This window comes from Rania fehmarnensis, from assembly GCF_056494185.1.
The window spans coordinates 4451105-4464544 of the sequence record NZ_CM151398.1 but is presented as its reverse complement, the minus strand read 5'-3'; the positions used below and the strand labels follow the sequence as shown (position 1 = coordinate 4464544).

General features: G+C 50.1%; 9 protein-coding genes. 5 read left to right on the top strand and 4 right to left on the bottom strand.

Going from position 1 to position 13440, the window contains the following annotated elements; translation table 11 throughout:
- Positions 1-17: 17 nt before the first annotated feature.
- Positions 18-1571, bottom strand: a complete 1554-nt coding sequence (locus SH573x_RS15290; RefSeq protein ID WP_479356412.1) for a heavy metal-binding domain-containing protein — start codon at positions 1569-1571, stop codon at positions 18-20.
- Complete coding sequence (locus SH573x_RS15285) at positions 1568-4267, bottom strand: calcium-translocating P-type ATPase, SERCA-type (RefSeq protein ID WP_479356410.1); 2700 nt, start codon at positions 4265-4267, stop codon at positions 1568-1570. Before SH573x_RS15285 ends, SH573x_RS15290 begins: the two co-directional genes overlap by 4 nt.
- Before the next feature lie 911 nt (positions 4268-5178).
- Between SH573x_RS15285 and SH573x_RS15280 the strand changes: the two genes are divergently transcribed.
- Positions 5179-5364: a DUF2934 domain-containing protein gene (locus tag SH573x_RS15280; RefSeq protein WP_479356408.1), complete on the top strand. Its 186-nt coding sequence runs from the start codon at positions 5179-5181 to the stop codon at positions 5362-5364.
- Between the two features lie 49 nt (positions 5365-5413).
- On the top strand, positions 5414-7747 hold the full coding sequence (locus tag SH573x_RS15275) for a glycogen debranching protein (RefSeq protein ID WP_479356406.1): 2334 nt from the start codon (positions 5414-5416) through the stop codon (positions 7745-7747).
- Between the two features lie 174 nt (positions 7748-7921).
- On the opposite strand, the gene SH573x_RS15270 is transcribed toward SH573x_RS15275, so the two are convergent.
- Positions 7922-8512: a hypothetical protein gene (locus SH573x_RS15270; protein ID WP_479356404.1), complete on the bottom strand. Its 591-nt coding sequence runs from the start codon at positions 8510-8512 to the stop codon at positions 7922-7924.
- 1091 nt (positions 8513-9603) lie between these two features.
- Here SH573x_RS15270 and SH573x_RS15265 point away from each other — a divergent pair.
- Both SH573x_RS15265 and SH573x_RS15260 read left to right on the top strand, forming a co-directional pair.
- Positions 9604-9942 (top strand): hypothetical protein, encoded by a 339-nt coding sequence (locus SH573x_RS15265; protein WP_479356402.1) that lies wholly within the window; start codon positions 9604-9606, stop codon positions 9940-9942.
- 351 nt (positions 9943-10293) lie between these two features.
- A complete protein-coding gene (locus tag SH573x_RS15260) occupies positions 10294-10722 on the top strand; it encodes a four-helix bundle copper-binding protein (RefSeq protein WP_479356400.1) in 429 nt (142 codons plus the stop codon).
- Between the two features lie 45 nt (positions 10723-10767).
- Here the strand turns inward: SH573x_RS15260 and SH573x_RS15255 are convergent, their stop codons facing one another.
- On the bottom strand, positions 10768-11607 hold the full coding sequence (locus SH573x_RS15255; RefSeq protein WP_479356398.1) for a hypothetical protein: 840 nt from the start codon (positions 11605-11607) through the stop codon (positions 10768-10770).
- A gap of 1099 nt (positions 11608-12706) precedes the next feature.
- Here SH573x_RS15255 and SH573x_RS15250 point away from each other — a divergent pair.
- Positions 12707-13435: a DUF8832 domain-containing protein gene (locus SH573x_RS15250; RefSeq protein ID WP_479356396.1), complete on the top strand. Its 729-nt coding sequence runs from the start codon at positions 12707-12709 to the stop codon at positions 13433-13435.
- Positions 13436-13440 lie beyond the last annotated feature (5 nt).

The window sequence follows — 13440 nt, the reverse complement described above, 5'->3', positions numbered from 1 at the left end:
TTTACTCCGAGGTACGATCAGTGCTGGTGGCCAGCAGGCATGGTAGGTGTTGGCGGCGGAGTTGGACTGGAGCTACCGGAGTTTGTGGACATTCCACCATGCCCCGCGTGACCCGACATGCTCGCAGATTGGCCAGTCGGATAGAGCAAGCTAGGCATCCCTTCGATCTGACGCTGGCTATCGAGTAAGAATCCGCTCTGCACAACCACCTGATCGTTTTCTTTGAGGCCGTCGAGTACAAGATAATATTCACGTCGTTGTCCGTTATCATCTACCGCTTGCGCTCGCGAAGCAAGCTTCAATTCGACCAACTCGTAGGCGCCTTCAGGCGTTAATCGATAGGCAATTTGGCGACGCCCGGTGTCGAGGACGGCTGACACCGGAATAGCCAATTCAAGATTGTCGTTCATCGGTGGCATTGAAGGGACCGCGGCGAGTGCAGATTGATCAGTTTGTGAAGGACTCTGCTGAGTCACTGGCACGCGTTCAAGCGCCATTCCACAGATGGAACATTTCCCTGAGGTGGCTTGGATAACTTCCGGATGCATTGGGCAGATGTACTTGCCTTCTACTCCTGTTGGTTCCGCAGTTCCGTCTGCCCGAAGTGGAACGCGGATGGTTGCTTGGGCATACATCTGCGGTTTTAGGCGCCGATCGGGATTCTTGAGATTCACACGCACTCGGAGCGTACGCGTTGCATCGTCGAGAAAGGGATCAATAAACGTCACCATACCGCGAATCGACTGACCCGCGAATGCTTCAAGCGTTACCTCCACCGGCTGACCGAATCTCACCCAGGCTATGTCGTACTCGTAGATATTGAGGTAGAGCCAAATCGGATCAAGATTAGCGATTCGGTAGAGCGGGTCTCCCTCTTTGACGTATTGCCCAACTCGAATACTCTTTTCGATGACCGTACCATGAAGTGGCGCATAAATCGTAATATGCGTTTGCTCCTTTCGGGTGCGTTCGATTTCTGCAATTTGCTCCGGTCGCAATCCCCACAATCGCAGCTTCTCACGGGCGGACGAAAGATTCGATTCAGCGAATCGATCTAGCGTTCGTTCGTTTCCCGTACCGCGTCCTCCAAAGGCGTCCAAGGATCGAAGCAATTCGGCCTGAGCTGAATACAAATCAGGACTGTAGATATCGACAAGGTGGTCGTTCTCTTTGACTTCAATTCCAGTAAAGTCGACAAACAAACGATCGATGCGTCCCGCGATACGGGCCGTGATCAGTTCCACTTGCCGTTCGCTATAGTCGAGTTTTCCTACAGAGCGAATCTCCTTGAACAGTTCGCGGCGGAGGATTTTTTCTGTTTCGAGTCCCGCGCGTCTTTCGAGGTCGTCTTTCGCGTTGGGTAATTGTGAGACCGGAATCAGCTTCATTCCACAAATCGGGCAAGCACCGGGATTCGTCAAGCGAATCTGCGGATGCATTGAGCACGTCCATATCTCGCCTGTGGCTTCACCTTGCTTTGCGTTTTTCGGCCACCATGCAATCAATGCCACGAGCAGAGCGATCACTCCAAATGCTATTCCGATTCTAATAGCGAGATGATTCCAATTCATGGCAAATCTCCTGACGTAACGACTTCACGATTTATTCTGAAGCGTTGGCTGACCAGCTTGTATACTTCAATGACCGTCACCGGGGTGAGAGCTAATATTACGATAGTACTCCATTCGCCAATTGAGTGCGCTGACACGTCAAAAACACTCTGAGTGAATGGGAACACGGCTATGCTCACCTGGAGCAATCCGGAGACAACTATCGCGAGCAGAAGATGCGGATTAGTCCAGAACCCAAGTTGGCCTAATGTGAGTGTCGAACTGCGAGCGGCGAGAGCTCGAAAAAGTTCGGCGTAGACGACCACGCAAAAAGTCATGGCGCGGGCTCGTTCTACATTGTCAGGTGCGTGTTGCATACTCATCGCAAAGGCGATGATGCCAACGAGTCCAACCAGAAATCCTTGCATGAGAATCACGAAACCCAATCGCCAGGAAAGAATGGACTCGCCGGACCGACGTGGCGGACGATTCATGACGCCGGGCTCTGGCGGTTCCAGCGACAATGCGAGCGCCGGCAGGCCGTCAGTTACGAGATTGATCCACAGCAATTGGATTGGCAACATAGGTGCCGGCCATCCTAATAGACTCGCTACTAACATCAACAGAATCTCACCGAAGTTGCACGATAGCAAAAACTGCAAAACCTTCTGAATATTGTCGAAGATGCCTCGTCCTTCTTCAACAGCACTGACAATTGAAGCGAAGTTGTCGTCCGTGAGCACCATGTCCGAAGCTTCTTTGGTTACGTCGGTGCCCGTGATACCCATTGCGATGCCGATGTCCGCAGCCTTTATGGCTGGAGCATCGTTGACACCGTCACCCGTCATCGCTACGACATGCCCCCGGGACTTCCACGCCTGAACGATTCGCAGCTTGTGTTCGGCAGTAGCGCGAGCGTATACCGCAATGCTCTCGACTTGCTCGCCGAGTTGCACATCAGTCAGTTGTTCGAGTTCGGTACCGGACAATACGCGCTCATCGCCGCTGGTAAGGCCTATTTTTTTTGCAACGGCGAAGGCGGTTGCCGGATGGTCGCCGGTAATCATCACCGGCCGAATTCCGGCACCTCGGCACTTGGCCACCGCAACCTTCGCTTCTTCGCGCGGTGGATCGATCATTCCCACTAAGGCCACGAACACTAGTTGCGATTCTAGATCGGACCCCACCTGGTCGTTGATATTGCGTCGATATGCCAAGGCCAAGACCCTCAATGCCTGCGATGCCATTTCTGCGTTGGCATCCAAGAGTCGTTGTCGAAGCGCGTCTGTAAGCGGTTCAATCTTTCCTTCGCTATGAACTTGATTACATTTCGCGAGTAGAATTTCTGGTGCACCTTTGGAATACAGCAGCTTACCGTCGCGCGCACGCACCACGACGGACATCAATTTTCGAGTAGAGTCGAATGGAATTTCGTATAAAATCTCAGCTCTTCTCGCAGAGAGCTCGAGTCGTGCTTTCATCGCGGCGACGACGAGTGCACCTTCCGTCGGATCTCCGATAACCTTCCATGTTTGATCACCGTTCGGATTGGGCGCGACTTCGGCGCTGTTGCACCATGCTCCGATTTTTAATGCAAGAAAGACGTCATCTTTCTCGGTAATTTGGATGGCCGTGTCATTTCGCATAAACTCGCCGCGAGGCGCGTACCCGATGCCAGTAACGCGAAACCGTTCAGACGATGTAGCTATCTCCTGCACTGTCATTTCATTGCGAGTCAAAGTACCGGTTTTGTCTGAGCAGATCACGGATACCGAGCCTAACGTCTCGACACTCGGCAACTTGCGAACCAGGGCATTGCGTTTGGCCATGCGTTGCACACCGAGGGCGAGAGCAATCGTTACTACCGCCGGAAGTCCTTCGGGAACGGCAGCCACTGCGAGGCTAACTGAAACGAGAAATGCTTCAATCACATTGCCGCCACGCCATACCTGTAACCCAAAAATCACTCCAACAATTACTAGACAAATGACAATCAAAACGCGACCAAGTTCCGCAAGTCGTCGTTGCAACGGTGTCGGCTCCGGTTCATGCCGAGCGAGCATGCCAGCGATGTTTCCCAGTTCCGTCTGCATTCCAATTTGGGTTACCATTCCCCAGGCTTTGCCGGAGGCGGCGACTGTTCCCATATAGATCATGTTACGGCGATCGCCTAACGGCGTGTCGGCCGCGAGTACGACGTCAGCATTCTTTTCGACCGGAACGGACTCGCCGGTAAGTGCCGCTTCTTGGATAGACAGGCTAAAAGACTGAACAAGCCTCGCATCAGCCGGAATATTGTCTCCCGCTTCGACTTGGATAATATCTCCCGGCACCAAAGTGGCGGCGGGAATCGTTTGATGCGTTCCATTTCGGATAACTTTAGCCGACGGCGCCGACATTCTTAGTAGCGCCGACATCGCCTGTTCCGCGTGCTGCTCCTGCACAAAGCCAATCACACCGTTGAGCACGACGATAGCCAAAATCGCGAGCGCGTCCACCCATTCGCCGAGAACACCGGAAAGGACCGCCGCGAAAATCAGAATCAAAATTACCAAGTCTTTGAACTGTGCAACCAATTTTTTCCAGGTCGGCGTAGGCAATGCCTCAATCAACAGGTTTTCGCCGAACTGTTGTTGACGCTTTTGTACGTCGGTGGTGGCTAACCCCAATGCAACGCTCACCCCTCCTGCCGCCAACAACATTTCGTCAGGCGTCATTTCGCATGCAGCTTTGGTCAGGAAGGTTTTTTTTCGCGATTGTTGTAGATCACCTTGGTGTCTAATCATGTGCGTGAACGGCCTTTTGGGAAAAGAAGATTGCTGTGCCGGGCGATCATAAGCTCTTCATTGCTTGAAAACATTTCCACGGCACAGTTGCTTCGCGCCGTGGCCGCTCCCTATTCTCAGACGAGTTGCTGATACGCGTACGGCGTCCGCTGCAGGTGATCTTCGGTTTGTTGGTACTCCTCACGCCAAATGCTCACGGATCCCAGCAGTTTGAGAGTTTGCGTGTAAAGCTTGCCACTTACCTCCGAGGCTGTCCTTGAAGATCGCCAGTGCCTTCCGCTGTAGCAATTGACCCAACTCTGGCTTTCAGAGCGTCAACCGGCCGCTTGCGAGTGAGTAACCAAGCCTTTTGATGCAGCCCGTTGACCATTTCTTCGAGGGAACTCCGGAATTTTCAAAAAGAGTGCGAATTCGCACTATCGAATCGTCGAGTAATAGCGCGACTGGTACGCTGGCAACCAATTCGTCCTGATGGACAGATAACATCCAATATGCAAGTCAATTCGACGTTCAGAATCAGAGGCAAATTCAGGCCTGCAAAAATTTGAAGCGAAATCGACAGAGTATTGCCATGAAGGATTTGCTATTTCATTGCATCTAACATCGTAAATGCGATCTGCATTTTGCGGGATCAAAATGAACGAAACTTGGCTTTTTTGCGAGGAAAGATAACGGTGGGCATTCTTACTTTTTTGCTCCTCGAAATGCGCAGAACGTTTTAACGCCAATCCCGCGAGCTTTCAGCAAACGACAACCAATTCCAATCGAGATACCTTACCTAATATCGTGAAATGAGAATTCAAATGACTAACGCGAAATCGGCCCCAATCCCATCAAAGAAAATGTCAGGCCAAACCTCTAAAGAGAATCGATCGATTGGCGAAATCGTCCTCTGCGATGATGAAATTCGCAAAGCAGCCTATTACAAGTGGGAAGCCTACGGCTGTCCTTGTTGTGATGGCGTCGATTTCTGGCTCGAGGCCGAAGCGGAGCTAATTGCTTCAACAGAACGTCTTCCGTCCGAGTAACGTTCTTCTGTTTTTGAGACAACCTGGCACAGGCATTTAGGGCATTACTGTGGCCATTACAGGTTCCTATGTGCAAATCAAAACCTGCGGAATCAAAATAGGCTCCCCTGTTTTTTGTGTCACGCAAAACTTATTGAAGAAAATTCCGCCATCGCGCCACAAGCGACAACCGATTCCAATCGTAAGTCGCTACAACGACTCGTCGTGGATAGGTTATATGAGAATGCCGTTCAACTTGAAAGGATCAGCTAGCGGATTATCGCGAGAGTACTCTTGCCGCCATTGTAAGATTCCCTTGCGAAAATCAAGTAAGGAGGAGTCGAGTCGTTCCTGGGCCACGGCTGACGGGCAGCCACTTCCTCTTGGCGTCTCGTGGTTGCCGTCAGAGCAAGCCTACAATTTTTCGATCTTTTCTCGACATGCTAGTCGCGTGGAGTTGCTGCTATTCCGTGACAACGCCCGCGATGAACCCATCGAAGTGTTCCAATTCGACCCACTACGCAACAAAACCGGACCAATCTGGCATTGTCGTTTGACTGTTGCATCGGTAATGGATGCAAGGTTTTACGGCTATCGCATCGACGGACCAAATATCGATGTTCTTGATGGCTTTCATGTGTTCGATTCGAAAAGGATACTCCTTGATCCCTATGCTCGAACAGTCTATTTTCCTTCTGAAAACGATCTGTCTGTATCGCCCACGTCTGGTTTGAAAGTGTTTCCGGCACCGCTTGCGCTATTAGATGAGTGTCAATGCCGTTTTGAGTGGGATTCGGCTGACCATATTCATCACGAAGCGGATCTTATTATTTACGAGATGCATGTGCGAGGATTCACTCAGAACACAAATTCGGAAGTTTCTCCCAAACATCGCGGAACGTTCCAGGGCGTTATCGACAAGGTACCTTACCTGTCTGAATTAGGAGTGACGGCTGTTGAGCTTATGCCAGTGTTCCAGTTCGACCCGATTGAAGGCAATTACTGGGGCTACATGCCTTTGAATTTCTTCTCGCCACATCACGGCTATTCTATGTCTCCAGATCACTGCGCACAACGAAGCGAGTTTCGTCGAATGGTTCAGGCACTCCATGCCGCCAAGATCGAAGTAATACTGGACGTAGTGTTCAATCACACATGTGAGGGAAACGAAACAGGACCGACTTATAGTTACAAGGGAATTGATAACGCGAGCTACTATCTAGCTTCGAAAAAGCCAGCCGAAAAATATGCAAATCTAACCGGCTGTGGAAACACTCTGAATACGTCAAACCCGATTGTTCGAAGAATGATTATCGATAGTCTCCGCTATTGGGTGACAGAGATGCACGTCGACGGATTCCGTTTTGATTTAGCGTCCGTCTTTGCGAGAAACTCCGATGGGTCTCTCAACCTCAATGATCCGCCAATATTTGCCGAGATTACAGACGACTCTGCCTTGCGAGATATTCGGTTGATTGCTGAACCATGGGATGCAAGTGAAGCATTTCTTCTAGGGAAACAATTCCCTGGTGCTTCGTGGATGCAGTGGAATGCGCGGTATCGAGACACGCTCCAAAAATTTATTCGCGGCGATTCTGGAATGATTGGAGACCTGATGACTCGAATATACGGGAGCTGTGATTTGTTTCCCGATGACCCGTACAACTCATTTCGACCTTGGCAAAGCATCAATTATGTCACCTCCCATGATGGGTTCACCTTGTACGATTTGGTTTCTTTCGACCAAAAGCATAACGAGGCAAATGGACATAGCAACAGCGACGGAGCCGAGGATTACTCCCACAATTGTGGCATTGAGGGCGAGGTTAATGTCCCGGTCGATTTGATGCGGCTTCGCAAGCAAAAGATCAAGAACTTCTTCTGCCTGCTGATGCTATCCAATGGTACGCCGATGTTTCGTATGGGTGACGAGTTCATGCAAACACAGGGAGGAAACAATAACCCCTTCAATCAAGACAACGAAACTAGCTGGCTCGACTGGAGCCGGCTACAATCTCACGCCGATATCTTCCGGTTTTTCAAGGCGATGATCGTATTCCGAAAAAAACACGTATCACTATCGCGTTCTTGCTATTGGCGGGACGATATCGCTTGGTTCGGTGCTGATGGTCCCGTCGACCTTTCTTTTAACTCCAGAACGTTGGCGTTTTTCCTGAGCGGCAAATTGGAAAGTGACGACGATCTCTATATTTTAGTCAATGCGTCTTGTGGACCCGTAAGCTGCCAAATTCAACGTGCGTCGTCGAACCGTTGGCGAAAGGTCATTGACACCGGAGCAGATTCTCCGAATGACATCATCGAATACGACTTGTCTGAAGCCATCATGTCGGATGCCTTGACACTCGCTTCGAATTCCGTTGTCGTACTAGTCAGCGCACGCTGAATGTTCACTCTTTATTCATCGATTGAAGATCTAAACGAAGACAGTTAATGAATTATCAACCTACACTCTTTTGGCTTTCGGAGTCGGGAGCGATTGGCTCCCGAACCGATAGCACCCACAACCAAGTCATGCGACCGAATGATCGCATGACATATTGTGTCAGATACCAACGCATTACTTTGTCGTTGAGGGTACTGCAGATCCGTGATCGTGATTCGCCGCATGCTTTCCATGGGCGGCGTCCTCATGACCTAGCTCCTTCAGTAGCATGTCATGCTCTTTCTTGATTTGCTCAAGACTAGCCTCGAGCTTCGTTGCCATTGAACTGCAAACTTTGCCATCCGGTGTCGCTTTGCAGCACTCTTCATGCAGAGACTTATGCATGGCCGTGCATTCGGTCAGCTTGGTTTCAATCTTTTTTACTTGTTCTACAACCTTGGGGTTCGAGGCATGCTCCTCGCGAACGATAACCATGTCCCGTTGGATTCCCTGAAGTTGCTGGCCAAGGATTTGAGATTCCGCTTGAGTTATTTGGTGTTGGATCATCGGTACTTGGGTTGCGTACCGTTGAATACCGCGCGAGTAGTCTCTCGCGTGCTGGATGTTCCTCGACGTCCTTTCGTTCGCAAAGAAGCTGGCGCCGTTGTTGCGTGACACCTTGTCGTTGATCCGTGACTGAGCATGTGCCGGTTGCATTGTACCGATAGCAACAATCGCAACCAGAGCCGCGATCAATGACGAAGTGGCATACCGTGTTAAACTCATTTTTCGTTCCTTTCAAGAACTTTGCTCTAACCGAGAGGGCGATGCAGCAACATGCCGCGATCGCGGATTGAATTAGCAACTCCCGCTGTCTGCTGCATATTAGATGCTCCACTGCTCCATGCACTTCACAGAATTTCAAGTTTTCTTTTCTGAGTATGAATTGTTCGCTTACTCGAATTAGACCATTTGCTCTTTGGTATCACCGACGTACCGACCTAAATTCGGCAAGAAAGCTGTCGTAACAGAGTACGATCCCCAACGTAACCTCGCGAATTTAAAGAAAACAACGGAAATCAGATGGCGTTTCAAATTGAAACGCGGATACATATTGTCATTTCCGATTAGAAACTTTGCCACTTTTCCGACTTATTTGCCACTTTTCCGACTTAGCTGCGCAGACCAAATTGTGCATCGGAACTTACTTGCCCTTTCGCTTTTGGATCGGTAACTCCCGCTTCGCGAGTTACTTACGAAACAGAGAGCAAACTACGCTAAGGGGAAAGGGCCTCGTTCCAAGCGCACAACCCAACCGGAAAAGTGGCTCAATTCCTAACCGGACTCGACAGATACATCAAACTCCGGATTACAGCTTGAAAGCAACGCTACCTTTTCACTTATTAACTCGTAAACGCGATAAACGCTCGTTTGCGAGCACAACCTGCTGCACAAGTCGATTAACTGAACAACCCATCAGCAAGCTTATGTCAGCAACAGCAATTTTTCGTGCTAGCTCGTACAGGATGACTTTGAGTGAGGCTATTTCAATTCAAACGCTTTCAGCGCTGGATTAGTTGAGAGAAGTTACGAACCCCCACAGCATCCGCTGCTGCAGCCTGGTTCACTTGAACCGAGAGTTCACGTTGAGCTGCTGGATGACAACTTAGAACTTTGCCTGGACGGCGATGCAGGCGCCGCCGTCTTTAAGGCCAAATCGGCAGAGGCCAATTCCGCCCCAGAAACGACGAAAGTCGGCGTTTTGCCGAATGACTGGGAACCTGGCCAGCCCGTTCCTTTGCAGCCGGCAGCCGAACACAGTACCGAACTGCTTACATTTGACGCATGAACGCAGAAACTATTTCGAGCAGCAACCCATGCTGCACGTGGCTTTTCCTGTTGTGGCTGTAGCAGCTCCCTTGCCCGAACAGCAGCCTGCGGAGCAACTTCTGGAATCCTCATCGCAGCAATCGCAATTGCAATTTTCACAGGTACAGACGCCGCTTTCACAGCAACAACCTCCATCTGGGCAGCAGCTTGTACAAGCACCAGCTTTTGCGACTTCAGTCGAGGGTTTGACAGCAAAGTTTGCTCCCATCGCGATTCCAATTCCGACCACACATAACAGTACAAGCGTAGCAGCGACTTTCATGTTTAATTACCTTATCAAATTCGCGGACAGTGGTTTACATCGAAGCACTGGCGGCTTCTTCTAAATTGGATGCTCGACACAGCAATATCCTTCACCGAGGGGTCAAAATATTTTTGTTTGCCCTGCGTTTTGTGGTCGCTCAGCGATCATCATCGCGATCCAGGAGGTTTCTTTTCGAGCGGCGAGAAAATATTTTTCCCCAGACCTGACATACGAAGGCCATAATTATATGCAAGCGGCTTGGATGCGTCTCAGCAAGCGAAACTTCACATAACTCTTAAAACTTTCCGCATCTTAAGGAAATGCTTGAAGCCACAGCGTTTTTCGGCGTTTCGGAGCACAAACTGCAAGGGTGGCATTTGTTGCTTCGAACTGTTCGAGGCTTATAGCCTTCCATGCCCAAAGAGGTTTTACGATGACCCAAATCCAATCCCTGTTTGCTGCCTTTGCATTGGCGATCGTCACGCCAGCCGTTCCTTTCGCTGATAAACATGAGGAGAACAAAATGATGATGAAATGTGCCCAGGTCTGTTCGGCTTGCCAACTCGAATGCGATAGCTGCTTCAACCACTGCCTCAAGATGGTCACCGATGGCAAGACTGAGCACAACGCGACTGCCCAGCTCTGTGCTGATTGTGCTGAGTGCTGCAAAGCATGTGCGACTTTGTGCGCTCGCAACAGCCCGCTGTCGAAACACATGTTGGAATGCTGCGCGAAGTGTTGCGATCAATGCGCAACCGCTTGTGAAAAACTCCCCAACGATGAACACATGGTGGCCTGCGCAAAATCATGCCGCGATTGTTCGAAGATATGCATGGAAATGTCAAAACACGATCACAAGTAGTTTTCGCTCTGTCATGTTTCTACCAACTGTCGACAGGCGCTTGCCTTACGGTTTGAATCGGACGGAAACGACAGCCGCTGGGGTTTCCAGCGACAGTTGGTGGAAGGCGAAAGATCGCCACTTTCTTTCCAGTGCATCGAGGTTCGCGATTTGATAGTGGCTTTTGAGCGCGACCTCTGTTCCATGATCGAGAGAGGAATTCGCAAACTCAATAACTTTCGCGGGACTCGATTGTTCGGCAAGCATTCGAACGAGCAATAGGCTTTGTCCGTAGAAGGTAGGCATTTGATCGGCTGATGAGAACGACTGGAGGGGCAAAAGTTGCGATAGGGCCATTGTCTTTCCTGCCGAAATCGCCTCGCGACAATCCCGAAGATGTAAATGCTGTTTGGTGGTCGTATCCGCCAGCATGGCAACTCCCTCATCGAGCCAGTGTGGCGGTTGCCTTCCTCGTAACAAATCTGCGAGCACGATATGCGTCAACTCATGAGGCAGCGCAGGCAGTTCACCAGCTTGATCAAGCAGAAGATCAATCTCGCGTACAACGACCTTTCCATCTCTGAATTCAATTGAACTGCAACCATTCGTCTGCCCACCAGCAAATCCTATCCTCCGAAAATAGTCGGCTCGAGTTTGATGCACACGGATTTTGCACCGAGGTTCCCAGGTGATCCCTGCCTGATCGCCGCCCCAAACTCGAAACAGTTCCGATCGAGATTCTTCGCAAAGTCGCAATACTTGATCTGTCGATGGCCCATTAGAACGGTTTTCGACTTCAAAATTATTTGAGGAAGAAGCAGGGTTGGCGTTATCGGACAACGCTATTTCAATCTCGCAAGCTACCAACAACGCAATCAGGGAAACGACAAAAAGCAATCGAATCATTCGCCCAGTCCAGCCTATTGAAATGTGTTTCTCCATTTAGCAAAGAAAGGTAGCAATGGAGGGTGGCGAGTCATTTACTCAAAGCGAATGCCAAATGGGGAGCTCGATCCGAGAACGCTGAGCTAACTCCTTACAGGGGTTAAAGTAAGAAAATGTGAAAATATTTTGAACTGTATTGGCTGTCCCATTCTGCCCAAACATTCAGCGGCGGCTGCATCGAAAGGCAGCACTCCCTCGACCATCTGCCATCCGACGGATTTGGATCGAATCCACAAATTCTTTTGCAAGGCTTGAAGGGATGAGCTGGTTGTCGCATCTAAATGTTAGGTGGCGACAAACGGATTTAGTCGTTTAAAACGTCGCATGATGCAGGGTCAAATTGTCCATTGCGGACAGGAGTTAGATAATGAAAAAGCTGTTGTTTTCAAGTTGCATCGCGTTGGCGGTGAGCGGTGTTCAAGCAAATTTGGCATCGGCGCAGACTAGTGCGGCGTGCTGCTGCCATTCGACTATTGCTAGCGTAAGTTCTACCGATGCATCGCGACCGACTACGTCCTATCAGCGGTTCTCTTACGAACCTACGCCGATGAGCGCGGTGCAGCCCGTGCCGTTGGTCACAAGTGTTGTGGAGCCTCAACCGAACGTCGCCAGGATGGCTCCGGCTGTCCAATCCTATCGGCGATATTCGTATCAACCGACTCAAGCTGTTCGTTCAAGTGGATCGAATGCTCGAAAGGAACGATGGGAGTATTCGAAGGCTGATCCGCGGAGATATCGGTAGGAACTTAGCATTGGTCCGGATAGGGTTCGATCGAAGCGACATGCGTCTCGCAGCATTTAATACGCTGAAAGCCTGCATCTAATTGAGTGCAGGCTTTCGCCATGAATGAGTCATTCCTCATTAATTCGACTTTTAATATATTGGCGGATCAATCCAATGAGCTTATTGACGTGTCGCGTTCAATGCATACTAAAAAGCAAATCAGCATTACTATTGTTCGCTGGGTTTCTTGTAACTGGCGTTATTGGCTGTCAGGAGTCGGTACGTACAACCGGTTCACAGACTGCTGATGACCATAGTAGTCACGGCAACTCAACCATGCCGTCAGTGCAGATTGTCTTTGATACTACAAGTCAGGAACTCAAGGTTGGCGTTCCGATTTCGCTAGAATTCCATTTGGAAGAGAATGGCAAATCCATAACGGAACTCGTTCCTCTGCATGAGAAGCTCGCGCATCTCATTGTCATCCGGGAAGGTCTGGATCAATTCAGTCACCTGCATCCTAAGGTTGGAACCGATGGAGCGATGAACGTACTCGCTACGTTTCCAATGCCAGGAAACTACTTTCTATATGCGGACTTCCAACCTAAGAACCGAAGTGCATTGCTCGCGAAAGCACGCGTCACCGTTGCAGGCCCATCGTTCGCTGCAGCCCCGCTTCTTCCGAATGCGAAACCGGAAGTGATCGTTGAAGATCTCAAAACGCATGTCACGATCGACGCGATGCGAAACGAGTCAACGATAACATTTCAAATTCGCGATTCGACTGCCCAACCCGTGACGGATCTTCAAGCGTATTTGGGTGCAATGGGACATCTCGTGGTCGTCAGTGCAGACGGCCAAGAGTATGTCCATGCTCATCCGATTGAGGACGCCCCGGCCGCAAGCAAGGGTATTGTCGCGTTTGGAGCACATTTGAAAGCGCCGGGCATTTACAAGCTCTGGGGACAATTTCAACGCAGAAACGAAATCGTCACGATCCCGTTTGTGGTTGAGTACCGATCCAAGGAAAGCGACAATTCTCAGCCAGCGCATGCAGATCACTAGCTTCA

Excerpts from the sequence above, each read along its gene's own strand:
- SH573x_RS15285 (WP_479356410.1), bottom strand. The coding sequence starts at position 4,267 with ATGACGCCTGACGAAATGTTGTTGGCGGCAGGAGGGGTGAGCGTTGCA.
- SH573x_RS15250 (WP_479356396.1), top strand. The coding sequence starts at position 12,707 with ATGCCGTCAGTGCAGATTGTCTTTGATACTACAAGTCAGGAACTCAAG.
- SH573x_RS15255 (WP_479356398.1), bottom strand. The coding sequence starts at position 11,607 with ATGATTCGATTGCTTTTTGTCGTTTCCCTGATTGCGTTGTTGGTAGCT.
- SH573x_RS15260 (WP_479356400.1), top strand. The coding sequence starts at position 10,294 with ATGACCCAAATCCAATCCCTGTTTGCTGCCTTTGCATTGGCGATCGTC.
- SH573x_RS15280 (WP_479356408.1), top strand. The coding sequence starts at position 5,179 with ATGTCAGGCCAAACCTCTAAAGAGAATCGATCGATTGGCGAAATCGTC.
- SH573x_RS15265 (WP_479356402.1), top strand. The coding sequence starts at position 9,604 with ATGCTGCACGTGGCTTTTCCTGTTGTGGCTGTAGCAGCTCCCTTGCCC.
- SH573x_RS15270 (WP_479356404.1), bottom strand. The coding sequence starts at position 8,512 with ATGAGTTTAACACGGTATGCCACTTCGTCATTGATCGCGGCTCTGGTT.
- SH573x_RS15290 (WP_479356412.1), bottom strand. The coding sequence starts at position 1,571 with ATGAATTGGAATCATCTCGCTATTAGAATCGGAATAGCATTTGGAGTG.